The sequence below is a fragment of the Clostridium kluyveri genome (assembly GCF_001902295.1).
Classification (GTDB): domain Bacteria; phylum Bacillota; class Clostridia; order Clostridiales; family Clostridiaceae; genus Clostridium_B; species Clostridium_B kluyveri_B.
Genome location: NZ_CP018335.1, coordinates 3,593,421 through 3,618,488 on the forward strand (window position 1 = coordinate 3,593,421; position 25,068 = coordinate 3,618,488).

At 31.7% G+C, this 25,068-nt stretch carries 28 protein-coding genes; all 28 read right to left on the bottom strand.

The window, feature by feature from the left end; genetic code table 11:
* Positions 1-31 precede the first annotated feature (31 nt).
* A complete protein-coding gene (locus BS101_RS17340) occupies positions 32-1,480 on the bottom strand; it encodes a coproporphyrinogen III oxidase (protein WP_073539965.1) in 1,449 nt (482 codons plus the stop codon).
* Positions 1,481-1,522: 42 nt separating this feature from the next.
* Positions 1,523-2,122 carry an MBL fold metallo-hydrolase gene (locus BS101_RS17345; RefSeq protein WP_073539966.1) on the bottom strand — a complete coding sequence of 200 codons (600 nt, stop codon included), beginning with the start codon at positions 2,120-2,122 and terminating at the stop codon, positions 1,523-1,525.
* 81 nt (positions 2,123-2,203) lie between these two features.
* A complete protein-coding gene (gene dtd, locus BS101_RS17350; protein ID WP_073539967.1) occupies positions 2,204-2,653 on the bottom strand; it encodes a D-aminoacyl-tRNA deacylase in 450 nt (149 codons plus the stop codon).
* Positions 2,654-2,727: 74 nt separating this feature from the next.
* Complete coding sequence (locus BS101_RS17355) at positions 2,728-4,908, bottom strand: RelA/SpoT family protein (protein ID WP_073539968.1); 2,181 nt, start codon at positions 4,906-4,908, stop codon at positions 2,728-2,730.
* A 99-nt stretch (positions 4,909-5,007) separates the two neighbouring features.
* Positions 5,008-5,526, bottom strand: coding sequence for an adenine phosphoribosyltransferase (locus BS101_RS17360; protein ID WP_073539969.1), 519 nt, complete (start codon positions 5,524-5,526; stop codon positions 5,008-5,010).
* A gap of 126 nt (positions 5,527-5,652) precedes the next feature.
* Positions 5,653-6,504, bottom strand: coding sequence for a DHH family phosphoesterase (locus BS101_RS17365; protein ID WP_073539970.1), 852 nt, complete (start codon positions 6,502-6,504; stop codon positions 5,653-5,655).
* A gap of 166 nt (positions 6,505-6,670) precedes the next feature.
* Entirely contained in the window at positions 6,671-7,555 is an 885-nt protein-coding gene (gene secF / locus BS101_RS17370) for a protein translocase subunit SecF (protein WP_073539971.1), read from the bottom strand.
* A gap of 1 nt (position 7,556) precedes the next feature.
* On the bottom strand, positions 7,557-8,831 hold the full coding sequence (gene secD / locus BS101_RS17375) for a protein translocase subunit SecD (RefSeq protein ID WP_073539972.1): 1,275 nt from the start codon (positions 8,829-8,831) through the stop codon (positions 7,557-7,559).
* A gap of 148 nt (positions 8,832-8,979) precedes the next feature.
* Complete coding sequence (scfB, locus tag BS101_RS17380; protein ID WP_073539973.1) at positions 8,980-10,350, bottom strand: thioether cross-link-forming SCIFF peptide maturase; 1,371 nt, start codon at positions 10,348-10,350, stop codon at positions 8,980-8,982.
* Between the two features lie 77 nt (positions 10,351-10,427).
* Positions 10,428-10,565, bottom strand: a complete 138-nt coding sequence (scfA, locus tag BS101_RS17385) for a six-cysteine ranthipeptide SCIFF (RefSeq protein WP_012103482.1) — start codon at positions 10,563-10,565, stop codon at positions 10,428-10,430.
* Between the two features lie 140 nt (positions 10,566-10,705).
* Entirely contained in the window at positions 10,706-11,092 is a 387-nt protein-coding gene (locus BS101_RS17390) for a TIGR04086 family membrane protein (protein WP_012620866.1), read from the bottom strand.
* Between the two features lie 55 nt (positions 11,093-11,147).
* Positions 11,148-11,447: a preprotein translocase subunit YajC gene (gene yajC / locus BS101_RS17395; RefSeq protein ID WP_073539974.1), complete on the bottom strand. Its 300-nt coding sequence runs from the start codon at positions 11,445-11,447 to the stop codon at positions 11,148-11,150.
* A 52-nt stretch (positions 11,448-11,499) separates the two neighbouring features.
* Positions 11,500-12,630: a tRNA guanosine(34) transglycosylase Tgt gene (tgt, locus tag BS101_RS17400; protein ID WP_073539975.1), complete on the bottom strand. Its 1,131-nt coding sequence runs from the start codon at positions 12,628-12,630 to the stop codon at positions 11,500-11,502.
* Between the two features lie 14 nt (positions 12,631-12,644).
* Entirely contained in the window at positions 12,645-13,670 is a 1,026-nt protein-coding gene (gene queA / locus BS101_RS17405; RefSeq protein WP_073539976.1) for a tRNA preQ1(34) S-adenosylmethionine ribosyltransferase-isomerase QueA, read from the bottom strand.
* Between the two features lie 49 nt (positions 13,671-13,719).
* On the bottom strand, positions 13,720-14,772 hold the full coding sequence (gene ruvB, locus BS101_RS17410) for a Holliday junction branch migration DNA helicase RuvB (RefSeq protein ID WP_073539977.1): 1,053 nt from the start codon (positions 14,770-14,772) through the stop codon (positions 13,720-13,722).
* Positions 14,773-14,786: 14 nt separating this feature from the next.
* A complete protein-coding gene (gene ruvA / locus BS101_RS17415) occupies positions 14,787-15,377 on the bottom strand; it encodes a Holliday junction branch migration protein RuvA (protein WP_073539978.1) in 591 nt (196 codons plus the stop codon).
* A 173-nt stretch (positions 15,378-15,550) separates the two neighbouring features.
* A complete protein-coding gene (locus tag BS101_RS17420; protein ID WP_073539979.1) occupies positions 15,551-16,147 on the bottom strand; it encodes a hypothetical protein in 597 nt (198 codons plus the stop codon).
* Positions 16,148-16,199: 52 nt separating this feature from the next.
* Entirely contained in the window at positions 16,200-17,024 is an 825-nt protein-coding gene (locus BS101_RS17425; protein ID WP_073539980.1) for a ComEC/Rec2 family competence protein, read from the bottom strand.
* Between the two features lie 104 nt (positions 17,025-17,128).
* A complete protein-coding gene (locus BS101_RS17430; protein WP_073539981.1) occupies positions 17,129-17,359 on the bottom strand; it encodes a hypothetical protein in 231 nt (76 codons plus the stop codon).
* Positions 17,360-17,721: 362 nt separating this feature from the next.
* On the bottom strand, positions 17,722-18,093 hold the full coding sequence (locus BS101_RS17435) for an SMI1/KNR4 family protein (RefSeq protein WP_083585763.1): 372 nt from the start codon (positions 18,091-18,093) through the stop codon (positions 17,722-17,724).
* A 13-nt stretch (positions 18,094-18,106) separates the two neighbouring features.
* Positions 18,107-18,535, bottom strand: a complete 429-nt coding sequence (locus tag BS101_RS17440; RefSeq protein ID WP_073539982.1) for an HNH/ENDO VII family nuclease — start codon at positions 18,533-18,535, stop codon at positions 18,107-18,109.
* A gap of 539 nt (positions 18,536-19,074) precedes the next feature.
* Positions 19,075-19,401 (bottom strand): DUF6572 domain-containing protein, encoded by a 327-nt coding sequence (locus BS101_RS17445; RefSeq protein ID WP_073539983.1) that lies wholly within the window; start codon positions 19,399-19,401, stop codon positions 19,075-19,077.
* A 13-nt stretch (positions 19,402-19,414) separates the two neighbouring features.
* Complete coding sequence (locus BS101_RS17450; RefSeq protein WP_073539984.1) at positions 19,415-20,647, bottom strand: hypothetical protein; 1,233 nt, start codon at positions 20,645-20,647, stop codon at positions 19,415-19,417.
* A 339-nt stretch (positions 20,648-20,986) separates the two neighbouring features.
* Complete coding sequence (locus BS101_RS24295; protein ID WP_278335245.1) at positions 20,987-21,109, bottom strand: hypothetical protein; 123 nt, start codon at positions 21,107-21,109, stop codon at positions 20,987-20,989.
* Positions 21,110-21,298: 189 nt separating this feature from the next.
* Positions 21,299-22,255, bottom strand: coding sequence for a nucleotidyl transferase AbiEii/AbiGii toxin family protein (locus BS101_RS17455; protein WP_073539985.1), 957 nt, complete (start codon positions 22,253-22,255; stop codon positions 21,299-21,301).
* A gap of 3 nt (positions 22,256-22,258) precedes the next feature.
* Positions 22,259-23,008: a hypothetical protein gene (locus BS101_RS17460; protein ID WP_073539986.1), complete on the bottom strand. Its 750-nt coding sequence runs from the start codon at positions 23,006-23,008 to the stop codon at positions 22,259-22,261.
* Between the two features lie 484 nt (positions 23,009-23,492).
* Positions 23,493-24,233, bottom strand: coding sequence for a YebC/PmpR family DNA-binding transcriptional regulator (locus tag BS101_RS17465; RefSeq protein WP_073539987.1), 741 nt, complete (start codon positions 24,231-24,233; stop codon positions 23,493-23,495).
* Between the two features lie 89 nt (positions 24,234-24,322).
* Positions 24,323-24,964, bottom strand: coding sequence for a YigZ family protein (locus BS101_RS17470; protein WP_073539988.1), 642 nt, complete (start codon positions 24,962-24,964; stop codon positions 24,323-24,325).
* Positions 24,965-25,068: the final 104 nt, after the last annotated feature.

The following is a 25,068-nucleotide window of genomic DNA, read 5'->3' on the forward strand; positions in this document are numbered from 1 at the left end:
ATTTACTTCCTTCCTAAATTTTTTTGTTTGACTATGAAATTGGAAAGTTTCCATAAAGAGTATTTAAAAGCATTATCTTTTTTCTTACCATTTCCTCTGTTCTATTTACATATTCTTTTACATCTTTTATATTTCCATGTCTTTCTAATCTGTTTTCCTCTAAAAATACCACTTTGGTAACAGCATCAGCTCCACAGCCTATTATAGTCTGTCTCTCCTCAATCATTTCTATATTATAGAGTCCAAAATTGTGCCCTGCAGCGTACCCTATATTCTCCATATTACCCACCATGTTTTTTTGTCTGTATAAATAATAGGGTTCCATATTTAAAGTCTCAGCAGCCCTGGCTGTTCTTTCATACATAAGATTTAATTCTACTGCATCTGGAGCTAAATATTTCGTATTATTTATCATATTTTCATAAAGTTTGGATCCTCTTTTTACAGACATGCCATGTACTGTCAAGCTGTCTGGAGAAAGTTTTTCTATTTCAATGCAAGTTTTGTCTATATGCTCAATCCCTTCTCCTGGAAGTCCCACAATTATATCCATATTTATATTGTTAAACCCACACTCTCTTGCCATATGAAATTTTTCTTTTATATCCTCTACCCTGTGATTTCTACCAATAAATTTAAGAGTACTGTCATTCATGGTCTGCGGGTTTATACTTATCCTGTTCACTCCATATTTTTTCATGGTTTTCAATTTATTTAAAGTTATACTGTCAGGTCTTCCGCACTCTACATTAAACTCTTCTATTCTATGTCCATGTACAAAATTATTATATATTTCACAGATTATTTTTTTGAACTTTTCATCATCAACAGAAGTAGGGGTACCTCCTCCAAAATATATACATTCTATATTCAATTTGTTTTTTTTAATATAGCTTGAAATCTGCCTTATTTCATAGATCAAACTTTCAATATAGGGTTCTACTAAATCCTTAAAATTTTCAATAGGATTGGAAGTAAAAGAACAGTAAAGACATCTGGTAGGACAAAAGGGCATTCCCACATATACACTTATATTCCTGCTGCATGTATTCACCAGGTCTTTTTCCTTTGCCGCTACATTTATACAAAGCTCTGCTTTGCGTCTTTCACAACAAAAATGATTACGAAAGTATTCAACTATACCTTCGTAATTTTCCCCTTTTTCTATAAGTTCCAGTGCTATTTTACTTGGCCTTATGCCGATCAAAGTTCCCCAGGGCAATTTTTTGCAGGTTCTATCACTAAAATATAGAAATATTATCTTTCTTATATTTTCCTTTTCTTTTAAGCAGCTTTCAAATTTACCTTCATAAATCTCATTATCATGTTTTATTATAACTCTATCTACTAATATTTCTATATTAAAATCCCAATTATCCTTTTCTACAAAAATTATATTTGAAAACTCACAGAATAAATTTATTATTTGAAAAATATGATATCTATGCTTCTCACAATTTAATTTAACCTTCACTTCCATCTCAGCAGCCCCTTCACCTATGAATGATTAGACCTAGAATAATTACAGAAAAGGATTATGCATCTTTTCCTCCCCTACAAAGGTCTTAGGTCCATGACCTGATAACACTACAGTTTCATTTGGTAAAACTATAATTTTAGTTTTTATGCTATCTATAATTGTTTCAAAATCTCCCCCTGGAAAATCAGTTCTTCCAATGGAACCTTGAAACAGTGTATCTCCTGAAAATATTACTTTATCCGTTAAAAAGCTTACCCCCCCTGGAGTATGCCCAGGTGTATAAATAGCCTTTAACTTTATATCTCCAATTTCGAATATCTGATTGTCTTTAATATAGAGTGGGGCCTCATTTCCTATATTCCCATATACAAAAGCTCCCTGCTGCACCATTTTATAATCCTTTTCACTTATTGCTACAGGGGCATTATATTTGTTTTTCACTTCTACTACGGCACCTGTATGGTCTATATGTCCATGGGTCAGCAGTATATATTTAACTTTACATTTTGAATCCTCCACAGCTTTTATTATCTGCGGGGCATCTCCACCTGGATCAATTACCGCACACTGCAAGCTGCCCTCATCTATTAATATATAGCAATTAGTCCCATAAGATCCCACAACCAAACTTTTTATTTTCATGAATATACCTCCCTAAAATATTAGTTAGTGTAAAGTTTTCTACACTACTTCTTAAATTTTAATTAATAACATATGATTCTATTAAAAAATTTTCTCACTGTCTATCATAATAGTTACCGGACCGTCATTTTCTATAGAAACCAGCATATCTGCTCCAAATTCTCCTGTTTGAACATCATGGACTAAATCCCTACACTGATCTATAAATTCATTGTAGAGGATACTTGCCTTTTCTCCCCCTAAAGCTCTTATAAAGCTGGGTCTTCTGCCTTTTCTGCAATCTCCGTATAATGTGAATTGAGAAATTATAAGTAATTCTCCTTGAACGTCCAGAAGAGATTTATTGAGTTTTCCCTCTTCATCTTCAAATATTCTAAGATTTAATATCTTATCTTTCATATAGGATATATCTTCTTTTTTATCTTCTACAGATATACCCAAAAGTACATTTAACCCTTTTCCTATTTCACCTATAATTTTTCCATCCACTTCAACTTTGGATCTTTTTACCCTTTGAACTACTGCTCGCACGTATAACACTCCCTTTAAACTATCCTCAAATCAACAACAAAAGTATTATTTATTTGAAAGCAGCTGACTAATGATTAATTTTTTGTCCTATAAGCATAAATAATACCCTTTATTTTTCTAAACTTCTTTATTACCTCTTTAATATCTTCTCTATTTAATATCTTTAATTTTATATTGATAATAGATATTCCATTTTTAGGAGGCTTGGTATTTACAGCATATAAAGTAGCCTTGCTCTGACTTATAATCTCTACTATTTCAGCTAGAAGTCTTTCTCTATTTTCTGCTTTTATCTGAATTTCTGTAATATATTCTGTCCCCTTAGGATTCCCCCAGCTCACTTCTATCAATTTAGTGTCCTTACTTTTTAGAGGCAACTGCATATTTTTACAATCTCTTCTATGGATAGATACCCCCCTGCCTTTGGTTATATATCCTATTATAGAGTCTCCAGGTACTGCATTGCAACATTTTGCAAATCTTACCAGTACGTTGGTCTCTCCTTTTACAATTACTCCCGGGGATTTTTTGATTTTTTTATCTGTGGATTTATCTGCATATTTATTAAGCTTATCTTCTAGTTTATCCCATTCTTCCCCACCTGGTTTGGAGATTTTTATATACATTTCCTTCATTTTGAGAACAACAGTGGATGGATTTATAGCACCGATTCCCACGGAAGCATAGAGATCATCCACAGAATTTATATTGTACTTTTTAAGTACAACCTCTATAACCTCTCCCTTTGCAATCTCACCAAAGTTATACCCCTGCTTTTTTGTTTCCTTTTCCAGAAGTTCTTTGCCCTTTACTATATTTTCTTCCCTTCTGGCTTTTTTAAACCAGGATCTTATTTTGCTCTTTGCCTGATTGCTCTTAACCATGTTGAGCCAGTCAATACTTGGTCCTTTGGGGGTATTGGACACAAATACCTCTACAATTTCTCCTGTTTTAAGGTGATAGTCTAGTGGAACCATTTTTCCGCTGACTTTTGCCCCTACACAGCTGTTTCCTATATCAGTGTGTATTTTATAGGCAAAATCTATGGGAGTAGCTTCATAGGGCAAATTTATAACAGTACCCTTTGGTGTAAACACAAATACCTCATCTGAAAATAAATCTATTTTAAATCTTTCCATAAATTCTTCTGCATCTGAAGTTTCCCTCTGCCATTCCAGCATTTCCCTAAGCCATGTAAGTTTTTTATCTATATCTTCTGCAGTGTCAGCTCCTTCTTTATATTTCCAATGAGCTGCTATACCGTATTCTGCAGTTTTATGCATCTCAAAGGTTCTTATCTGTATTTCAAAAGGCTTCCCCTGGGGCCCTATAACAGTGGTATGCAAAGATTGATACATATTTGCCTTTGGCATTGCTATATAATCTTTAAATCTTCCAGGTACAGGCTTATATATAGTGTGTGCTATACCAAGGGCAGCATAACAATCCTTCATAGTACTTACTAAAATCCTTACTGCTGTTAAATCAAAAATTTGATCTATTGTTTTATTCTTCTTTACCATTTTTCTATATATGCTGTAAAAATGTTTGGGTCTTCCTTCAATATCCGTATTTATACCTGCTTTTTGCATATTTTCTCTTAACTGTTTTATTATCTGTTCTATATACTTTTCTCTTTCCACTCTTTTTTCTGCAATTTTTCTAACTATAAAATAATATTCATTTTGATTAATATACCTAAAGGCCAGATCTTCAAGTTCCCATTTGATTTTAGACATACCCAGTCTATAAGCCAGTGGAGCATATATATCAAAGGTTTCTTTTGCTTTTTCTTTTTGTTTTTTAATAGGTAGAAACTTTAATGTCCTCATATTGTGAAGTCTATCTGCAAGCTTTATAAGTATAACCCTAATATCATCTGACATGGCAAGAAGCATTTTCCTTACATTGTCTGCCTGCTGCTCTTCTTTGGTTTTATATTCTATTTTCCCAAGTTTTGTAACACCTTCTACTAAGTTTGCAACTTCCACACTAAATTCTCTACTTACATCTTCCCTGCTAAATTCAGTATCCTCTACTATATCATGAAGCAATCCTGCTACTATAGTACTTGTATCCATTCCCATTTCTGCCAGTATGCAAGCTACTTCTACAGGATGCATTATATAGGGCTCACCAGATTCTCTTTTTTGCTTTTTATGAGCTTCATCTGCAAAATAATATGCTTTTTTAACCATTTTTTCATCAATATTATTACAATTTTCATCTATCAATCTCATTAATTTTTCCAACATACTGATACTCCCTAAAATCAATGGCTGGTTTATAAACCAGCCATTATTTTTTGTTAATATTATATCCTATAGAAAATTATAATTTCAAATTTATATACTTTAAATGTCATATTTTATTAAAGAAAGTACATCATAACCTTTTAATTTCTCTCTTCCCTTTAAATCTGTCAATTCTATTACAAAATCTATAGTTACAATTTCTCCACCGGCTTGTTCTATTAACTTAACCACAGAAGATGTAGTTCCTCCTGTTGCAAGCAAATCATCTACTAAAGCTACTCTGTCACCTTTATTTATTGCATCCTTATGAATTTCAAGTACATCGCTTCCATATTCCAAGTCATATTTAATGCTTAAAGTATCGTAGGGCAATTTCCCCTGTTTTCTAACTGGAACAAAACCTGCTCCCAGGGTATAGGCTATGGGAGCTCCAAATAAAAAACCCCTGGCCTCCGGTCCTACTACCACGTCAATATTCTTATCCTTTAAATACCCAGCTATTTTATCTACTGCATATTTAAAAGCATCTTTATCCCGGATCAAAGTGGTTATATCTTTAAAACTTATTCCTTTCTTCGGGAATCCTTCTACTATTCTTATGTTATCCTGCAAATTCAATTACAATTCCCCCTCAAAAACTTATATGATCCCATTGACTGTAATCTTATTCTAATCCTTTTACCATATAATTATATATTAAATATTTATAAACTTTCAAGCTATAATTGATTTAATAAATTCAATTCAGTATATCATTTCATTTTTTAAATATTTAGCTATCTGCTCTGCCCTGTCTATACTTTCAGTTGTAAAAAGTTCTACTGCAATTCTGGCATTGTCTATATATCTTTTGCAGCTAATTGAAGATATTATTTTATTTGAAAGTTCATATATATTTTTCTGATTTATAGTATGAATCTTATTTACTTTCAATAAAGCTTTCACCCCATAATTGTTGGTGTAGTTCAAGTATCGCATACCTTCCCTTACCATGATTTCATTTTCCCCGGTTATATAACTCTTTTTAGAAAAAATGCCCAGGGTTACAAGGTCTAAATATTTACTTACATATTTCATATTATAATAAATGGATATAGCTTGACACAATTTAAATACAACCCCCACTGCTATAAGATCCTTAAAAGGATATCTGCAGCCTGGCTGATTCGGATTTATAATAATTGTCTCCGGTAGAAATTTTCCACATTTATGGTAGTCTGTTATTATAACATCGATGCCCAGTCTTTTGCAAAGTTCTATCTCAGGCAGGGATTTAATTCCACAGCCCGCGGTTATTATAAGCTTTGCCCCTAAAAACTTTATATGATTTTCTATTATATCAGATTTTATACTAGAATCATTAATTTTGTCGGAAATAAAATACTCTACATCTGCATTTAAATACTTTAACACAAGTAACAATATAGCTGCCGAAGCTATACCGTCTAAATCACAGGTACCATAAATTACAATTTTTTCTCTTTTATTTACAGCTTTTGTTATTTTTTTCATGGCTTCCTCCATATCTTTCAAAAGAAAAGGGTTTTCCATGCCTAAAAAATCAAAATCCTGTATATTATGCTTTTGCCACTCCATAACAAAATCCTCCAAATTAATCGAAAGCACTTATATTATAAATGATATTATCTCCTATTACAAATACAGTATGTCCACATTTTTCACAATAAAAAAATCTAGAGTTTTAATATACTCTAAATTTTTTATTTTATCTTATTAAGCATTATTTTTCTAGATAATAAGTTTACTGCACTGCACTGCGCAATCTTTTTTTTCTATTTATCATACGCTTCTTAATTATAACCCAACATGGACTAGCTATACATATGGATGAATAACATCCTGTTATTACTCCTATAAGTATAGGCTCTGAGAAAATCCTTATGGAAGGCACTAAAACATATACCGATGCCAAGGTTATTACAACTGTAAGTACAGTGTTTATTGATCTTGCCAGAGTCTGAGTTACACTGGCGTCTGCAACCATCTCAGGCTCCTGCCCTCTCATGTACTTGTGATTTTCTCTTATTCTATCAAACACAACTATGGTATCGTGAACGGAATATCCCATAACTGTGAGTGTGGCAGCTATGAAATTAGAATCTATAGAAATTCTAAATATTGCATAGACTGAAAGCATTATAAGTATATTGTGAACCAGAGATATCATGGCAGCTATACCATAGCTCAGTTCAAATCTTATACCTATGTATATAAACATAGCTATAATGGCTACTATGACAGCTTGTATAGCCTTAACTCTAGTCTCTTTTCCTATAACCGCACCTATATTTTCCTGATTTGTAAGACTGCTTTTTTTGTACTTGGCCTTTACATCTTTTACAATATTATTTACATTATCACTACTTAGAGAAGTAGACTTTATGGTTATGGATTTATTATCTGATTTAGTTGATTGAAAATCCTTTGAGTATTTTTTTATTATACTATCCACATCTTCTTTGTTAAAATTGCTGCCTAAATTTATCTCAACTATGGTACCGCCCTTAAAATCAAGTCCATACTCCAATCCTTTTGTAGCCATAGTAAAAATTCCAATTACAATTACTATAAGGGATATAGTAAACCATATTTTTCTTTTCTCAATAATTTTATATATAGTATCCATATTATTTTACTACCCCCTTTCTAAAGTCATGTACACCAAAGGTTCCAATAGTTTGTTTATGATTAAACCATCCTATGTTGGCAGCGAGCTTCATGAGTGTTCTGGTAACAGTTATTGCTGTAAACATACTTAAAATTGTACCTATAATAAGCGTAAGGGCAAATCCCTTTACAGAACCTGTTCCAATACTATAAAGTATAAAGCCTGAAATAATTGTAGTTATATTTGAGTCCAATATGGAAGTCATGGCCCTTCTAAAACCTGCATCTATAGATGCTTTAATGGTCCTGCCGCTTTTAAGTTCTTCTTTGGTCCTTTCAAATATGAGTATATTTGCATCTACTGCCATACCAACTGTTAAAAGAAATCCAGCAATACCTGCCAGGGTAAGGGTGACACCTATGTTGGCAAAAGCAGCCAGAACTATGTATACATATAACGCCAGTGCTATGTCTGCAATAAGTCCAGGTAGTCTATAGTAAAGCAGCATAAATAACATTACAAGTCCTATACCAATTTCGCCCGCCAATATACTAAGAGGCAGTGCATTAGCTCCAAGAGAAGCTCCTACGGTTTTAACCTGAACGGGTTTTACTGTAACTGGCAGAGCACCGGATTTTATTAAATTTGCCTTTCTTTGGGCATCTTTAAGAGTCATATTTCCGCTTATAATAGCCTTGCCATCGGTTATATGTGCATCTACCTGAGGGTCGGTAAGAACTTCTTCATCTAAATAAATAGTAATCTTTTTACCTATAAATTTTGCTGTGGCATCTGAAAATTTCTTAGTGCCATCTTTATTGAATTCTAAATTTATTATAGCCTGACTGCTATTTTGAGAGTCAAGAGATGCTGTGGCATCTTTTACATCCTTACCTGTAAGTATGGTTTTATTATCAGGTCCTACAAATTTCAGTTCTCCGGTTTTAGCTACACCATCTGTTACCTCTTTGGCATCAAATTTACCGGGTATGTCAATTCTTATTCTGTTTTTACCTTCTCTAGCAACTACTGTTTCACTTACCCCTAATTTATTAACTCTTAAGGACAAAAGTTCTACTGTTCTTTCTATGGTACTTTCGTCTACATTTTTCCCTTGAATTTCCTCAAGTACAGAAACTCCACCCTGAAGGTCAAGACCTCTAGTTATAACTTTACTAAAGGGTTTCAATTCATATCCACCTAAAGTCACCCCATATGCTCCTGAATAAGCTAAAAAGCCTATTATAATCAAACACAGGAAGAAAACTATAGTGCTTTTCACCTTAGATTTCATTATTTATCCTCCTTTGCCACCAGCCAAATATTCTTCACTCTCATATATTCACATTAGCAATTATATTACTTAAAAAAAATACCGTCAATACATATAAGCCCAATTAAAATGCCAGATAGTATTAACTTTCTGTAAAAAATGTATAATATTAAGTATTATTTGTCATACTTCTAACTTTAAGTGCAATGGCACATTCAATCCTCTTTTTCTGCATTTTACACCCAAGTTCATAAGGTACTTTCATATCTCCATTAAAATTATAATTATTTGCCTGACATCCTCCACTGCAATAAAATCTGGCCCAACATTTTCTGCACTGTGGTTTATTATATATGTGAGAATTTTTAAATTCACAGGAGATATCTTCTCTTAAATCCTTCCAATTATTTAAATTACCCATTTTAAAGGCTTCATTTCCTACAAATTGATGACAGGGATATATGTCCCCTTGAGGAGTTATAGCCACATACTCATGACCTGCTCCACATCCGGATATTCTTTTATATATGCAAGGCCCTCCTGTAATATCTATGTTAAAATGATAAAATTTGAATTTTTCATCACCAGGCTTCCATTTCAACATTTCCTCATATAATTTATCATATTGAGAGTAAATCTCGGGCAAATCTTCCTCTCGAAGAGATAGAGGATTATCAGAGGGAAGTACCACAGGTTCTACAGATATTTCTTCAAAACCTTCATTTTGAAGAAATTTTATGTCTTCAAAGAAATCTGTATTTTTTCTAGTAAAAGTTCCTCTCACATAGTATTGCTTAGACTTGTCCCTAATTTCTATCATATGTTTAATTTTAGGTAATATGGTATTAAAGGTTCCTCCTCCATCTTTTCTGACTCTTATGTTATCATTTATTTCCTTCCTGCCATCTATGCTAAGTACTATATTCCCCATATTTTTATCAATATACTCCATTATTTCATCATTTAGCATTATAGCATTAGTTGTCATGGTAAATCTTATTTGTTTGTTGTTTTTAACCTCTTGTTCCTTTGCATATTCCACAATTTCTTTTATACACTGGAAGGCCATTAAAGGCTCTCCTCCAAATAAATCTATCTCTATATTTTTTCTGGGGCCTGATTTTTCTATAACAAAATCAATGGCTTTTTTTCCAATGTGTGCAGACATTAATGCCTTTGCACCTTTATATTCACCTTCATCTGCAAAACAGTATTTACACTTTAGATTGCAATCGTGGGCAACATTTAAACACAAGGCCTTTATAAATGAAGGAGTATTGTCTTTTAATACAATATCTTCATATAGGTCTTGTGAATAAAGTATTCCATCTCTAAGTAACTGGCATATTTCTCCATAAGCTTCTACAATATCTTCTTTTTCATATTTATTTTTAAGTGATTTCAATACATAATCAAGTTCCGGTAATTTTTCGTCATCTAAAATATCATATACCAATTCATCAATTTCATGAATTGCACCAGAGTTCACATCTATTACATAGAAATATGATCCCTGAATAAATTTATGAATATCTGCCAAATTTTTCTCCTCCTATCAAGTAGTTGTTATAATAAATTTTAGGCAGCAACTATTTTGTTACTGCCTAAAATTTTATGTTAGTTTTCACAAGCAAGGTTAGCAACTGTACAGGAAGTTTTACATGCTGATTGACATGAGTTAGCGCATTCCTTACATCCCGGTTTTTTTAAACTATCTTTTATATTACTACTATTTATAGTTTTTATATGCTTCATATTGAACTCCTCCATATAATTAATTTATCTGATTGATTATAACATAAAGCGTATATAAAATAAAGTTTAACAGTTTAGGTAGAGAAAAACATTCCTATAAACAAAGCTTCTCTGAACCTCTGAATTACCCATATAGATATCTATAAATTAATTCCAATAATACCCGATAAGGCGCCAACTATAATGGCAAGCAGAACCCTTGCAAATCCATCTGCACCCATAACCATAGAATTTCCTGAAATAATGGAAACTATATACAATATAGATAAATATAAAAGAGTTACTAAAATTCCTATAAGCCATCCCTTTTTTCCTATTTTTCTCACTGCATAAATAGAAGCATACATTATGCTAAGTATTGTAGTAATTAAGTAAAATATATAACTTGCCCTTGAACTAACTTCTACAAAAGTCATTACAACTGCAAAAATCAAAAGCAAAATAACTGTAATTATAAACCCTCTTAAAACTCCTTCCACTGCTGGAAGGTAATTATTATTCTTTTCCAAAATTAAAACACCCCCCATCTAATAGTATCTATGTAGACAAACGGTGCTTTATACCTGAATTTAAAACTTCTTTTTATTTTTTATCAATGTCAGTACTTTCCTGTTTTTTTGTTTCTGATAAAACATTCAATACTCCTGTTTTATCCAACTTTATTTTTACTCTGTCGGGTCCTGTTTGGATAGTTAAAACATTTTCCTGAATATGTGTGATTTTACCTATTATGCCGCCTTTAGTCATAACTTCATCGTTAGCCTTGAGACCTTGCAGCATTGTATTATACTTTTTTCTTCTCCTGCTTTCCGGCAAGAATATAAGTAGATAAAAAAATGCTAGCACAATTATAAGCGGTGCTAATCTATATAATGAATCCAATATTTTCACCTCCTTCTATAAAATAAATTCTATCTATATTAAAAAAATCCTTTTAAACTGTTTCATTCCACTTTTCAAGCTTTTCCTTTTTATATTGTAAAAAATTTCCTTTATCAATAGATTCCCTTATTTCCTTCATTAAATTATTATAAAAATGCAAATTGTGTATTACACAAAGTCTCATGGCAAGCATCTCTTTTGCTTTAAACAAGTGTCTTATGTACGCCCTGGTATAACTTTTACAGGTAGGACAACTGCACTCACTGTCAATAGGATTATCATCCAGCTCATATTTTGCATTTAAAAGATGTATTACACCATAGGATGTAAATACATGAGAATGTCTTCCATTCCTTGAAGGCATTACACAGTCAAAAAAATCCACTCCTCTTTCCACCGACTCCAGTATATTAGCCGGAGTACCTACTCCCATCAAATATATTGGTTTATTTTCAGGAAGATTTGGAACTACCTTTTCTAAAACTCTATACATTTCCTCATGAGTTTCTCCTACAGCAAGGCCTCCTATAGCATATCCATCTAAATCCATGTCACTTATTATTTTTGCATGTTCTACCCGTATGTCATCATATACTCCTCCCTGATTTATACCAAAGAGCATCTGTTTATTATTTATGGTATGGGGTATGGAATTTAGCCTGTCAATTTCAGTTTTACACCGTTTAAGCCAACGGGTAGTTCTTTTTACTGAATCCTCTACATACTCTTTAGGGGCGGGATTTTCAACACACTCATCAAAAGCCATGGCTACTGTAGATGCCAGGTTACTTTGAATTCTCATACTTTCTTCCGGTCCCATAAATATTTTTCTGCCATCTATATGAGAATTAAAGTACACCCCTTCCTCTTTTATTTTTCTCATACCTGAGAGAGAAAATACTTGAAAACCTCCAGAATCAGTTAAAATAGGTCTATCCCAATTCATAAATTTATGTAGTCCCCCAAGCTTTCTGATAACTTCATCTCCAGGCCTCAGACTCAAATGATAAGTATTTGAAAGTTCTATTTGACATCCAATTTCTTTTAAATCTTCAGTTGAAACTGCACCTTTTATAGCTGCCAGGGTACCTACATTCATAAAAACCGGAGTTTGAACTACCCCATGTGGTGTACTAAATTCACCTCTTCTGGAACTTCCATCTTTTTTAAGCAATTTATACATTTAAACACCTCACTTCACTTGATGAACATGGCATCCCCAAAACTAAAAAAGCGATATTTTTCTTTTACTGCCACATTATAAGCATGCAGCGTATTTTCTCTCCCATAAAATGCACTTACAAGCATTATAAGGGTAGATTTTGGAAGATGAAAGTTTGTTATAAGTTTATCTACTACTTTATATTTATATCCTGGATATATAAATATATCCGTCCATCCTGACTGTTCTTTTACCCTGCCATTTTCATCTCCTATGGTTTCAAGTGTCCTGCAGGAGGTAGTTCCCACAGAAATTACACTATGACCACTTTCCTTAGCTGCATTTATCATATCAGCAGTTTCCTTTGACATAGAATAAAACTCAGAATGCATGGTATGTTCTTCTATATTTTCTACTTTAACAGGTCTGAAAGTTCCAAGACCTACATGCAGCGTTAAAAATGCCAGATTAACGCCTTTTTCACGGAGCTCTCTCAATAGCTCTTCAGTAAAATGAAGTCCTGCTGTAGGTGCCGCTGCCGATCCTTCTTCCCTGGAATACACAGTTTGATATAGCTCTTTATTCTCCAACTTTTCCTTTATGTATGGTGGAAGAGGTATTTGACCTAGTTTATCTAGTATTTCTTCAAATACCCCATTGTATTCGAACCTAACTATTCTATTTCCATCCTCATTTATACTAACTACTTCAGCCATTAACTCTCCATCGCCAAAATTAAATCTATTTCCTACCCTAGCCCTTTTGCCAGGCTTAACTAAAGTTTCCCAGGTGCAGTTATCCCTTCTTTTTAACAGTAAAAACTCCATTTTACCCATGGTATCTTCTCTCACACCTATAAGTCTTGCGGGTAAAACTCTGGTGTCATTTAATACAACACAATCCCCTGGATTTAGATAATCTACTATGTCCTTAAATACCTTATGACAAACTTTACCAGTTTTTTTATCCAGCACCATAAGCCTTCCTTCATCCCTTTGTTTCAGGGGCTTTTGTGCAATTAATTCCTCTGGCAAGTAAAAATCGAAATCTGTAACCTCCAATTAAGTTTCACTCCATTTCATCTTGTGTAACATATTTTCATATATCAAGTTATACTTCATCATCAAATAAAGATGACTGCTTCAAATTTTTATGATACGCATTACTACTCTTCCTGGTTTTATTAAAGTGCTTATAAGCACTATCAGAGGCAATTCTTCCCCTTGGAGTTCTAATTATAAATCCCTTTTGGAGCAGATAAGGTTCATATACATCTTCTATAGTATCAAGTTCCTCTCCTATAAAATAAGCGAGAGTTTCTATGCCAACAGGTCCTCCGTTAAAGTTATCTATAATAGCTCTTAATATTTTATTGTCTATACTGTCAAACCCTTCCTTATCCACTTCCAATAATTCCAATGCTGCCTCACTGGTTTTTAAGTCTATTGTCCCATTACCCTTAACTTCAGAGTAATCTCTTACTCTTTTTAAAAGTCTGTTGGCTATTCTTGGAGTTCCCCTGGATCTTTTTCCTATTTCTACTGAAGCTTCAGGCTCTATTTTTATTTTAAGTATATTACAGGATCTAACTACAATTTCACTTAATTCCTCCTGATCATAAAAATCCATGGGACATAAAACGCCAAATCTATCTCTTAAGGGGGCAGTCAAAAGTCCTACCCTGGTAGTAGCACCTATAAGGGTAAATCTAGGTAAATCCAATCTTATGGATTTAGTTGATGCTCCCTTTCCTATAACTATATCAAGTGCATAGTCTTCCATAGCTGGATATAGTATTTCCTCTACACTTCTATTCAACCTGTGTATTTCGTCTATAAAAAGCACATCCCTGTCATCAAGCCCAGTAAGTATTGCAGCCAAGTCTCCTGCTCTTTCTATGGCAGGTCCTGAAGTAATTTTTAGATTCCCGCCCATCTCAAGAGCAATTATATTGGCCAGTGTTGTCTTGCCAAGCCCTGGAGGACCATAAAACAGCACATGATCCAAAGCTTCTTTTCTATTTTTAGCGGCCTCTATAAATATTTTCAATTTTTCTTTTACTTTTCTCTGTCCTATATATTCCTTAAGACTTTTCGGCCTTAAGCTGTACTCACTTTCTGCATCGCCTTTAATATTAAGTGGAGTAACTATTCTGTCTTCCATACCCATCACCTAACCTAATTCATTAAAAATTTCAAAGCATTTTTTATCATTGATTCAATAGAATCATTGTTATCTATAGAAGCCACAGCTCTACCTGCTTCCTTTTCAGAATATCCAAGTGATATAAGGGCTTCTAAGACTTCTATTGTCTCTTCTTCTTGGGAAACTTGTCTATGATCTTTTTCTTGGTTTATAATTTCCTCTGGTTTTATTTTATCTTTAAGTTCCAATATAATTCTCTGTGCAGTCTTTTTTCCTACTCCCGGAGCTCTTACTAAATTTTTTTCATCTCCAGATATTATAGCATATTTTAAATTATTAACACTGCTTATAGATAAGAGAGAAAGTGCTGCCTTTGCTCCTATACCATTTATAGTAAGAAGAAGATTGAACATATTAATTTCTTCTTTTGTTAAAAAGCCATATAGCCCTATAAAATCTTCTCTCACTATTTGCTGAAGATATAAGGTTATATTTTCATCTATTTTGGGAGTTTTGGCAATAGTACTTCCAGAGGTATTTATCTTATACCCTATACCGTTGTTTTCAACTACTATGTAATCTTTATTTACCCCTTTATATATGCCTTTTATGTATTCATACATTTACAAAACTCCTCCAAAATCTGAACTGTTTAATTTTAATGTAACACATATTACTTTATCATGGAAAATAATTTAGTTCAATGAAATATTTTAAAATTAAGGTTCGTCCAAAATCTTATAACGTAATAATTATATCATTAAGTGAAAACCAGAAAAAGCCCTGGAAGCTGCTATTATTCATAGTCTTCCAGGCGTGACTGTGCTTCTTCTCTTGTATTACACTGAAAATACTTATCTCCCTTAGTTAAAAGTTTAATATCTTCTTCCTTTAATCTTTTTGTTTTTATATCAGTTATATCCGTATTTTCATTTTCTATGAACATATTTCCCGCTTTATCTGTCTTATATATGGCAATAAAACCATTTTTTATACCCAGTACATATTTATTTGGAGCATACTTATCCACTTCTTTTACCAATATTACCTGTTGTGTATTAAATTTTTCTATTTTGTATCCTGCACTTTTATAGGTATCTTCAACCTCATCTTTACTTTTCCCAGACAGTTCTCCTGCCGATTCTTCTTTTTCTACCTGATACTCTCCACTTTTGTCATATTTAATTTTAAATATGATTTTTGCTTTATCAGAAACAGCAGCAGCTACACTAGAATTTGTCTTTACAGATTCTTTATTTTTTTCTTTCACTTGAAGTAATTCCTTTTTCATGCTGGCATTTTGAAATCCTGTTACACATATATAACAACTTAAACTAAAAATTAAAATAGTAAAAATAACTAATATTACTGTACGCAATTTTCTTCTATCCATAATATCCCTCCTTTTTGAATATTATGGACAATTTACTGTAAAATTATACATGTTATTTTAACTTTATACTGGTATAATTTCTATCACAATATAAAATTTTATTTTTAATAAATATATTTCCCTGCTTGTCTGTTCTCCAAACTGTAATTCCCCTATTAATTAATCTATTTTCTACCACTTTATTAGGAGTACTTTTATTACTTGTTATAATGGCCACTTTTGGACTTATTCTTTTCAAAAATTCATCAAGAGTACTTGTATGAATTCCATGATGAGGAACTTTCAGTACATCACATTTTTTTAGTTTCCCAGAATTTATCATACTTTCTTCTTCAGCTTTTTCACAATCTCCTGCAAATAAATAAGTAAGCTGACCTACATTGCCCTGTAATACAATAGAATTATTATTTTCTATATTACTGTCTTTATGCAAGGGGGCTACAGCTTCAAGATTTATACCCTGTGCTCTTAGTTTCCAGCCTTCACCTATATATTCTACATGAATCCCCATTTTAATCAATCTATTCCTTATCATATATTTCATGGAGTTTTCATGTCCTGGCAAATATACTCTGCTTACTTTTTTACATTGTACTGTTTTTATTATGCCGTCATAATGATCACAGTGGTAGTGGGTTAATATTAAACCTTCTATTTTATTTACCTTATTTAAATCTAAATATTTTATCACTTTTTTAATATAATATTTGGCTCCTGTATCTATTAAATAGCACTTACCTTTTACTTTTATTAAAATGCAGTCACCCTGGCCCACGTTTAAAAAATGCACCTCACATTTTTCATATCTTGCAGAAGCCATAGTATTCATATCTATTATTAGTATAAATATAGTAATAACTGTTATTATTTTTTTCATCCTGGCTTACTTCCTCCATCACCTTTCTTAAAAAATAGCAACTTAAAATATATTTATTTTCCCCATTAATTCATTTCTATATTCTTCAAAATAAAAAAGACGCCTTATAAAAACGTCCTTTTTACAGTGGATATATGTACTTTATCCTTCAAACTCATCAGGAAAATCTGCATTGTGATATACATTTTGAACATCATCATCAATTCAAGGTTGTCAACTGTTACTGTTTTAGTACTATATGGTTTGAAATCTGGGACCCCTTCTTCAGTGAACTTAACTCCATTTGGATACTTTTCAGCTAAATCCCCACTTAAATTTGTATGTTTGTCCAGCATATTTTTTATTGATTACCCTAACGCCATCTAAGTCAGCTTTACCCGCGCCCTTGAGGCAAAGTCTGTCTTATTATTTTTTAGTGATAGAATTGAGTATTTTCAACTCTTACCACTAGCTTATCACTATAAAAAGCAATGAACTAGCCTACTTATTTTCAGCTAGTTCATTTAGTCTCTTTTTTACTACATTATTACAATTATGCTATTACTTTAATTCAATATTTTATTGATTTCTATAAGCTATAGCATACTTAAATTTAATGCAGTTAATAATTCTAGAATTATGCCTTTAGATATTGTTATCAACGATTTTTTATGCTACATATTCTCTATTTCATCATTAAATCTGTCAATAAGAAATTCTAAGTATTATACCTTTCACCTAATACCCCACTTATTCTATCCCAAGCAATTACTTTTTCAGTATTTGTGTCTAAGCAATACAACCATTCATCACAATTTTCTACCACTATTAAATTATTAGGTAAGCTATAATTTCTATAATCAACAGTAACATCTCTAAACATTGATCTATTTACTTTAGATACGCCTAGTATTTGTACTCCTCCTATTCCACCCTGTCCATAATTTTTTATAAACCATTTATACTCCTCTGGCAGATTAAGTCCTAATTCTTTTTCAGCAACACTTATAATTTCATCATTTGATACTTCTCCTATAAAATTGCCATCTTCTGAGTATTCTTTTATCGTATTTATTACTTTTTCTTTCATATAAATCTACCTCCTATTTAGTAAACTGCTCATATCTCCTTTTCCAATACTTACTTCTAAAATTATTGTATTGCTTTTCTAGCTTTGGATTATTTCTAAAACTTTGCCCATCTTCTATTAATCCATGAAGCTGGCTACTATACTTTTGATGAGTACTTTCTAATATTTCTACCATTGACTCTGATTCTTGTTGAGTTAGATGATGGAATTGTATAGGCTTTCCATCGCTACCTATTGGAGCTCTTCCTTTTTTCATCAACTGCAGATTGGTTAATCCTGAATTTTCATCATAATAATTTATATTGATATCACTACATTGATATACCCTTCTATTTACATCTCTTACCCCTTCATTAACTTTAACTGTACCCTCAAATTCTACTGGATTATATAACTTAGGGTTACTAACCCCCTCAATTATTTTTTTAGCTTCATTAGACACATTACCTTCAATTTTAGAAAACTCAAATAAATCTTCTGCAGCATTTATTGTTCCTATTCCATTTGGTAATGCAATGGGGTTGCATCTAGGTCATAGGCTGGTCACATTCATTGTATAGCAACCTGTTGTCTCAACTAAGTTTGGTCGTATGGGCATAGGTTGAAGCAACTTTATTTTATTATTGAATATTCTTCCTTCAATAGCCGTTTTAGAAGAAAAATTCGACCTTATGCCCAATTGTGTCCAAATTTGACCTTGAAAAAGAAAACTCCAACAGTCACCATTCTAGCATCCATTGGAGTTTTACTATTAGCTTGAATCAGACATCGAAAGGAGTTTTTTGCTAGATACCCTATATTTCCATAGGAGCAAGCAATATGACTTCCTTTCGATGGCTATTTGCAGTTTTTAGAGTATGTTTTTCACTAGGAAACTGTCTACTCCCCGCAGAATTCTAATTATGCAGTTAATATTATCACTACTTTTATTGATTTATCTTACTTCATATAAATAGCTTAATTTTGAATTGAGATTTTAACCTACTCTCCTATAATTTCACAACTTAAATTAAACCCTGCTTCAACTACACTTTTATATGCAACATTTAAAAACTCTTCTGCCTTTTCAGTAATATCATATTTTGCATATATTATTATTTCTATATTTTTATCTTTTGCCTTAGGATAACTTTCATATATTTCTCCACTTTCGATAAAATTCAAGTATGAATTTATCTTATCTTGAAGCATTATTAGATGCTCATATTCATTGCTCCAATCTAAATGGTCTGAAATTCCTATCATTACATTACCATTCTCTTTATTTATGCCTATACTATCAATTTTATCCTTATTAATTACTGACATCATTTCACCTCTATTACTTTCTTATTATCTTAATCTTTGTTGGTGGTATTTCTGTTCCTCCTATGAATGGTGGCTTACCTTTACCAACAACAACTCCTCCATCTGTCTCTATTTCTGGATGTGCTATCTTTTGATTTTTAGTTAATGGTGCTGTTGATGAGGCTTTATACTCTTCAATTAATATTTCACCAGTATCCTTATCTATCCCAATCGCATCTAACCTTGTTCTAGTCCCACTTTTACTTTTTATTGTAATCTGTTCAACAACATCATCCGCACTTTCTTGCATTTTTTCTAATGCCTCTGTCTCAAATTTTCTCCCATTAACTCTATTCTGCTGTAATATGTCAGCTTTACTTACCCCTTGATTCCCTTCACCTTTAATCAATGAGAACAAGTCTTCACTAAAATTATGTGCTGATTTAATTGTAGCAGCACCCCCATGGGTTACAAGACCTAAACTTGCAACGTTTAAAGCAACACCAGCGGGAGCGAGTACTCCTGTAGCGTCTGCTGTAAACCCTAAAAGCTCTCCTCCAGCTCCAGTTCCAGCCTCTGCAGCTCCAAATGCAAATGACCCTATATCACCAGCTAACTCACCTATTTTATATGGTATTGATTTAGGCATACTGCTTTGATTTATTCCACCAACAGTAAATACAGTCCCCAAAAAAATATTTTTATCAAGTGAATTACCTGCTCCTATTATAAAATCTTCCCCAGCCTTCTTTATAGACTTAAGAAAACCATCATTATTTGCTAACTCTAAAAATGGTCCATATATACTTGTGTCACCAAACTTTAATTTTAAATTATCAGCTATCCCTTGACCATTATCTTCCTTTATCGCTTGTTCTTTTAATTCAGCATATTCATCTTTACCTAATACTTTTTCTACATATGATAATATCTCTTTTTCCCCATTAGTCAAGTCATTTGGATTTTTTAGCATTAATTGTATTACTTTATTCTTATCTACTTGTCCATTTTCTGAGATAGCAGAAACACCCCTGAATTCAGATATTCCTACAGTTATTCCTGATATTTTTGAAAATACGGAACATATATTTTCTTCCATATCTCTTACACCATTACAATATGTATTAAATGAGTCATTAAATTCTGTCAAACTTGTTGTTTGATATTTAAGCGAATCCTGTAAATTGAGGACATCATCTGCAATCGGGAATGATGTAAAACTTAAACTATTTGCTAAATTTAATATTTCTTCAAATTTAGAATTCATTTTTTCATAATTATCTATACATTCACTAACATTATTATTTATTTGAAATTGTCCTCCATATTGGAGTGAAATAACTCCTGTATCATCATTTGTAGGGGCTGCCCCACCCCTACTTCTTTTTATACAGTTTACAAAATCCTCACTTTGCTTTTTTAATCTAACTGCCCTTGGCTTTTCTTCATTTATTTTAATGTTTTTTGTACATGTGTGTCAATAATGTTTTATTCTTCCTTGATGCTGTAAAATATTTTAAGTTATTTTAAATTCATTAAGCTCCTCTTCTAGCTCTCAGATTCTATTACTTAACTTTTTTAACATTTTTCTATTTCTTTGCCTTTATTAAATCGTACTCCTTATATTTTTATCCATATCTACACTTAATGCTAAATTAGCTTCCTTTATAATATCATCCAGTCGTTCATCTTTTATTTCACATCTTTTTTTGCTTCTATACTGTTCCATACTTATCTCCTTTTAATCTTATTTCTATTTTTCTTTAAATATAAAAAAGTACATTACCTTTTTTTATGGTTGTACTTTTTTATAATATATTATTAGTAATTTTGCTATTTTATCAATTAAAAAGGCCCATGTTAACAATAATCACATAGATTTTCTCATGAAATATTTTTTGTTGTATTATTAAAATTCCTATTCTCCTACATTAATTAAATGCTTTTGAATATATTTCATTGATTTTAAAACATCACTGTATTTAGGAAGTTCTCCATATACAAACTCTTTGCCAAAGTTATTTTCATAACTTTTTTTTATTTCAGATTTCTCCATTATACTCCAAATAGGTGCCTTACTCCATTTTTCCTTATAAGGATATTTATCTTTAAAATTAGATACTTCTTCGTCTTTTCTCACCAATTTAATAATCGAGCTTAGTTCATTTTTATTCAAATAAAATTCTTTAACAGTATTATATGTAAGATGTAAATCATATAAATGTCTTGTTTTTGTTAATAATTCGGATAAATCAGTATTATATGACATTCTAACTAAAGAGACTATTTTATCCATTAAAGTTCTTTTAATAGACAAAACATTTAATTTAAATGGTTCAAGATTATATTGTTTAATATATTCATCAAATCCCTTTTCTTTAAGATAATCATACACTATAGATTTAACCAGTTTTTTTTCATAAGGGTTAGGTGTAAGGAAAGTTACAGTTTCTATTTTTAAACTTGGGTTCATTTCTGCAAAAGTTACTTCTTCAAAAATAGAAGGATATTCATACTCGACATTTCTATAATTACCACTTTTCCTTTTAACACCATTTTTTGCTTCCTGAAAATCCATACAAATATACTTTTCTACGTCTGTAATGAGTTTTTTAATCTGCGTAGTACTAAGATTTTTATTCTTATTTACTGCCAAATCAATATCCTCAGAAAACCTCTTTAGGTCAGTATAACACTTTGTTAAAGAGGTTCCTCCTCTGAATATGATAAAATCCTTTCTATCAAAAGTTACTAATCTAGATAAGGTATATGATACCCAATAATCTTTCTCAACTATTCTTTCGTCTATTTTATAATATTCACTCGCAACTTGTAATAAAGATTTAAAATCTTCTTTATCTTTATGCAATATCATTAATTAATAAAACCCCCATTCATCTGTATATTTTATTTTTACTTTACAAACTAATTTATATCGTCTTCCTGTATTTGCCTTTATTTTTAGGGGTAATAGTTGATAATATAATTGGTCATATTTATTGGTATTTTTAAATTTAGATTCTATTAAAGTTCCCATGAAATTATTTACAAATTTATTATAATATTTAGTCAAATTAATAATATATTTAAGCTCTTCTATACTAAGTTTTTCTATCTTATTATTTAATACTCGAATATAGTTATCCCAATTAATATCTTGTATTTGATATATCTGCTCTATTATATCTAATAATTGTAATAATTCATAATTATCATTATTAATAACTGTTTTAGGTTTTATCAATTTTACTTTAAGGTGTTCCTTTTCAGTGGTTCTATTTATTAAATTGGTAGCAATCCATGTTTTATTTGGAACTTGTGTAGTTATATTCCATGTATTCCATAAAATTGGACCTGTTAAATACCCATTAACCTGTTTGTCTTCTTTTATATATTGTTTTAATATTAATTGTTGAATATCTATTCCCAATTCTCCAAATTTAGTAATTTGGGGTTTGTAATAAACACCTTTTGTATACTTTTTTATTACATTTTCTTTTTCTAATCTATGAAAAGCTATATTTCTCGCATTTTTACGATAATCGTCAACTTTAATATTTCTCACAAAAATGGGTTCTCTTTCTTTACAACTATCTACATAGTTTCTTACCTTCGTTGCTATATCCATTATTCTATCACCACCTTTTTAATGTACGTATTTTTATTATAATATTATTATGGACATTTGAAAAGATTTTTATTACCTGTTTTGCAAAAAACATTACAGTCATATATTACTATTAATTAAATATAATATTTCTCTCTATATGCAAATGTTATTATAAAATTACCCTGTCTAACTCTTAATATTACTCCATCCAATGGTATACTTAACCAATTACCATTAAAATTCTTATATCTATCTTTTCCTAGACTACTTTTTATAATCTTAATTTATTAAATCATACTACATCTTTTAATAACACAAAAAACACCCTCCATACTGGTATATACCAATATAAAAAGGTGTTCAAATCGTGCATTCTTAATACAAGATTTAAAATTCAAACATACATCTCAACATGGAAAAATTAACGCTCGCATATCACAATCCATGGTATTTTTGTTGTTTTAAAATCCCCTCAAGCCTATGTAAACCGTTGATTTATCCATTATCCTTCAAACTCATCAGGAAAATCTGCATTGTGATATACATTTTGAACATCATCATCATCTTCCAGCTTATCTATAAGTTTTTGAACTTTTCCCGCTGCATCCATATCAACGGCTATTGTGTTATCCGGTATCATTGTAATCTCCGCTGATATAAACTCGAAACCTTCACCTTCCAGCTTTTCTCGTACACTGCCGAAATCTTCTACAGTTGTAATTATTTCAAATACTTCCTCTTCAGCGTTAAAATCCTCTGCACCTGCATCCAATGCCTGCATCATCACTTCATCTTCATCCATGCCATCTTTTCTTTCTACTACTAATTCACCCTTGGTCTGGAACATCCAGGATACACATCCATTAGCTCCTAAGTTGCCCCCCTGCTTTGAAAATATACTTCTCACATTACCTGCTGTTCTATTTTTGTTATCTGTTAAAGCTTTGGCTATTACTGCTACTCCATTTGAACCATATCCTTCATAAACTATTTCCTCATAGTTTACTCCTTCCATTTCTCCTGCCCCTTTTTTAATAGCTCTATTAATTGTATCCTGGGGCATATTGTTAGACTTAGCTTTTGCTATAATGTCTCTCAGTTTAGAATTATTATCTGGATTTGATCCCCCATCCTTAGCCGCAATAGCCAATTCTTTTCCTATTTTAGTAAATATCTTACCTTTTCTTGCATCTGCTTTACCTTTTTTTGCTTGTATATTATGCCATTTTGAATGTCCTGACATATAAATTTCCCCCTAACTGCCATGTATACTTATTATCCGAAGGTATTATATCATATAAACCTAATTATATACAAATTTAGCTATCTAATTCACTTCACAAGCCTATTGTCCATTTTAAAATAAAACTCTTCATCCCCAACTATTACTTCGCACTTTCCATTTGTAACCTCTATAATTTCATTTATTAATTTATCCACATCTTCTACAACACAGTTTATGGATACCTTGACCTTATCGGCATATTCTACATTCTCTATATAAACTGATTTCTGTTCAAACATATATTGTAATTTTCCCAAATTATAATAATCTATAAATATATCTACAGAGGAACCCTGTACTTTTTCCACTATTTTACCTTGGTCAATTGCTGAGATTGCAGCTTTTGAGTAGGCTTTAATTAACCCTGCTTTGCCAAGCAATGTGCCTCCAAAATATCTGGTAACAACTATAACCACATCTGTTACCTTATGCTGTTTTATTATTTCTAATATAGGTATTCCCGCAGTTCCCTGTGGTTCTCCATCATCACTATACCTTTGTATATTCATTTTTTCTCCAATTATATAGGCATACACATTATGCGCTGCCTTAGAATTTTCTGATTTTATTTTACCTATAAATTTTTTAGCTTCATTTTCTGTACAGACTCTTCTTATATTACCTATAAATATAGATTTTTTCTCTTCAAATCTAGAATTAGCCTCATCTTTCACTGTAAAATAACTCATAAATAACCCACCTTTCCCAATGCACAGTTCACAATGCAATTTACAATTAGATTCCATATATTTTATCTAAAAGCTGGAGTGAGACTTCCAACTGGCTCTCTGAA

Coding starts and splice junctions, on each gene's coding strand:
- secF (WP_073539971.1), bottom strand. CDS start 7,555: ATGGATACTATATATAAAATTATTGAGAAAAGAAAAATATGGTTTACT.
- BS101_RS17390 (WP_012620866.1), bottom strand. CDS start 11,092: ATGGGGGGTGTTTTAATTTTGGAAAAGAATAATAATTACCTTCCAGCA.
- BS101_RS17345 (WP_073539966.1), bottom strand. CDS start 2,122: ATGAAAATAAAAAGTTTGGTTGTGGGATCTTATGGGACTAATTGCTAT.
- BS101_RS17465 (WP_073539987.1), bottom strand. CDS start 24,233: ATGTCAGGACATTCAAAATGGCATAATATACAAGCAAAAAAAGGTAAA.
- BS101_RS17425 (WP_073539980.1), bottom strand. CDS start 17,024: ATGAAAAAAATAATAACAGTTATTACTATATTTATACTAATAATAGAT.
- ruvA (WP_073539978.1), bottom strand. CDS start 15,377: ATGTATGAATACATAAAAGGCATATATAAAGGGGTAAATAAAGATTAC.
- secD (WP_073539972.1), bottom strand. CDS start 8,831: ATGAAATCTAAGGTGAAAAGCACTATAGTTTTCTTCCTGTGTTTGATT.
- BS101_RS17340 (WP_073539965.1), bottom strand. CDS start 1,480: ATGGAAGTGAAGGTTAAATTAAATTGTGAGAAGCATAGATATCATATT.
- BS101_RS17430 (WP_073539981.1), bottom strand. CDS start 17,359: ATGCTGGACAAACATACAAATTTAAGTGGGGATTTAGCTGAAAAGTAT.
- BS101_RS17455 (WP_073539985.1), bottom strand. CDS start 22,255: ATGATATTGCATAAAGATAAAGAAGATTTTAAATCTTTATTACAAGTT.
- scfA (WP_012103482.1), bottom strand. CDS start 10,565: ATGAAGCATATAAAAACTATAAATAGTAGTAATATAAAAGATAGTTTA.
- BS101_RS17470 (WP_073539988.1), bottom strand. CDS start 24,964: ATGAGTTATTTTACAGTGAAAGATGAGGCTAATTCTAGATTTGAAGAG.
- BS101_RS17445 (WP_073539983.1), bottom strand. CDS start 19,401: ATGTCAGTAATTAATAAGGATAAAATTGATAGTATAGGCATAAATAAA.
- BS101_RS17435 (WP_083585763.1), bottom strand. CDS start 18,093: ATGAAAGAAAAAGTAATAAATACGATAAAAGAATACTCAGAAGATGGC.
- BS101_RS17420 (WP_073539979.1), bottom strand. CDS start 16,147: ATGGATAGAAGAAAATTGCGTACAGTAATATTAGTTATTTTTACTATT.
- tgt (WP_073539975.1), bottom strand. CDS start 12,630: ATGTATAAATTGCTTAAAAAAGATGGAAGTTCCAGAAGAGGTGAATTT.
- BS101_RS17450 (WP_073539984.1), bottom strand. CDS start 20,647: ATGAATTCTAAATTTGAAGAAATATTAAATTTAGCAAATAGTTTAAGT.
- BS101_RS17365 (WP_073539970.1), bottom strand. CDS start 6,504: ATGGAGTGGCAAAAGCATAATATACAGGATTTTGATTTTTTAGGCATG.
- ruvB (WP_073539977.1), bottom strand. CDS start 14,772: ATGGAAGACAGAATAGTTACTCCACTTAATATTAAAGGCGATGCAGAA.
- BS101_RS24295 (WP_278335245.1), bottom strand. CDS start 21,109: ATGGAACAGTATAGAAGCAAAAAAAGATGTGAAATAAAAGATGAACGA.
- BS101_RS17355 (WP_073539968.1), bottom strand. CDS start 4,908: ATGTTGGAAAAATTAATGAGATTGATAGATGAAAATTGTAATAATATT.
- BS101_RS17460 (WP_073539986.1), bottom strand. CDS start 23,008: ATGGATATAGCAACGAAGGTAAGAAACTATGTAGATAGTTGTAAAGAA.